Genomic DNA, 1,207 nt, shown 5'->3' with positions numbered 1-1,207 from the left:
GCGAATAGTCGCTTTCGGGCGTTTGCCCAGCTTGATGTAGAGCGCAACTGCTCGCATCCGGTCTTCGTAGGAATACATGAACTACCTCCCTGATAGTCCAAGTTTTCGTCCGCACCCCCAGCGGGTCAGTTCTCAGCGACAATCAACACCTTACAGTGCGCCGTTCCTGTTCGCTGCACTGAGCAGGTGTAAATATTCGTTTCTATCGTGCAAGCCCTGAAGGACACCTCGCGTAACGCATGAATAATGTTACCGCTTATGATGAACCATGCAAGTTTTAGGATTGTGGTTTTTCCGGATCCGTTTCTCCCAGTTATCAGGTTCAAATCGGGATTCAAATCATATATGATCTCGCCTGATTTGCCAAAGAGACCCGTCACGGAAATTCTTTTGATGATCATGTAAGCTACCCCCTAACAATTCATTTCTGTATAATCCATACTGGGACGCCGGATGCGCATCAAGACGATGCTGCTATATCACCGTCTATATTCTGCTAAGCGAGCCTTGCTATTATACGGAATGGTTGTATGTCCATCGGTGGCCATGGCGTGATCAAATAGGTTGTTGGCTGTCTGGCGGCGCTCCGCGGCAGCTATTGCTTCTGGAGCCGCCGAAACCGGACTGTCGTCTTCCGGCCCCATTCCGATCATTCAAAAATTAAGTGCGAATGGAGGAGGCGTCCAACCAAGTTCGGCGGTGCCGCCCACGTGCGTTTCAGTCGCACTGCTCACGACAATACTGAGGGGCTAATACATAACATCGTACATCCATGGGGGCTTTGATGCGTAAGGCCATCGTTTTGGGCGGATACGGGCTCATCGGCAGAGCATGCATGCGGGCTTTGGCTAATGCCGGATTTGAAGTTGTCGGTGTAGGACGGTCACGTCTTGCAGCCCTTGCTGCAGACGCTAATGCGGCATGGGTAATCCGAGACATTCCCACAATCTCAGTCGACGAATGGCGAGTGTTGCTGGGCAATGTCGACGTCGTTGTGAACGCTGCCGGGGCACTGCAAGAAGGCGCGCGAGACGATCTTGAAGCCATCCACGTGACGACCGTGGCGCGTCTGGTCGAGGCAACGAAGGACATTCCCTTACGCATTGTCCAGATTTCGGCGGCTGGAATTGGGCTGGAAGCGTCAACAGAATTCTTCCGCTCAAAGGCGCGCGGTGACGAGGTACTTGCGAGGAGCGGCCTGGATTGC

The 1,207-nt window shown here is 53.0% G+C and carries 2 protein-coding genes; one reads left to right on the top strand and one right to left on the bottom strand.

What is annotated here, in order from left to right:
• Positions 1-125: 125 nt before the first annotated feature.
• Positions 126-401, bottom strand: a complete 276-nt coding sequence (locus tag OIV19_RS23575) for an AAA family ATPase (RefSeq protein WP_369698109.1) — start codon at positions 399-401, stop codon at positions 126-128.
• A 383-nt stretch (positions 402-784) separates the two neighbouring features.
• Here OIV19_RS23575 and OIV19_RS23570 point away from each other — a divergent pair.
• On the top strand, positions 785-1,207 hold a 423-nt coding region (locus OIV19_RS23570; RefSeq protein WP_264234335.1), incomplete at its 3' end, for an NAD-dependent epimerase/dehydratase family protein.

Origin of the sequence: Brucella sp. HL-2 (assembly GCF_025846885.2) — a bacterium.
Classification (GTDB): Bacteria; Pseudomonadota; Alphaproteobacteria; order Rhizobiales; family Rhizobiaceae; genus Brucella; species Brucella quorumnocens.
This window is presented reverse-complemented; position numbering and strand designations above follow the sequence as displayed.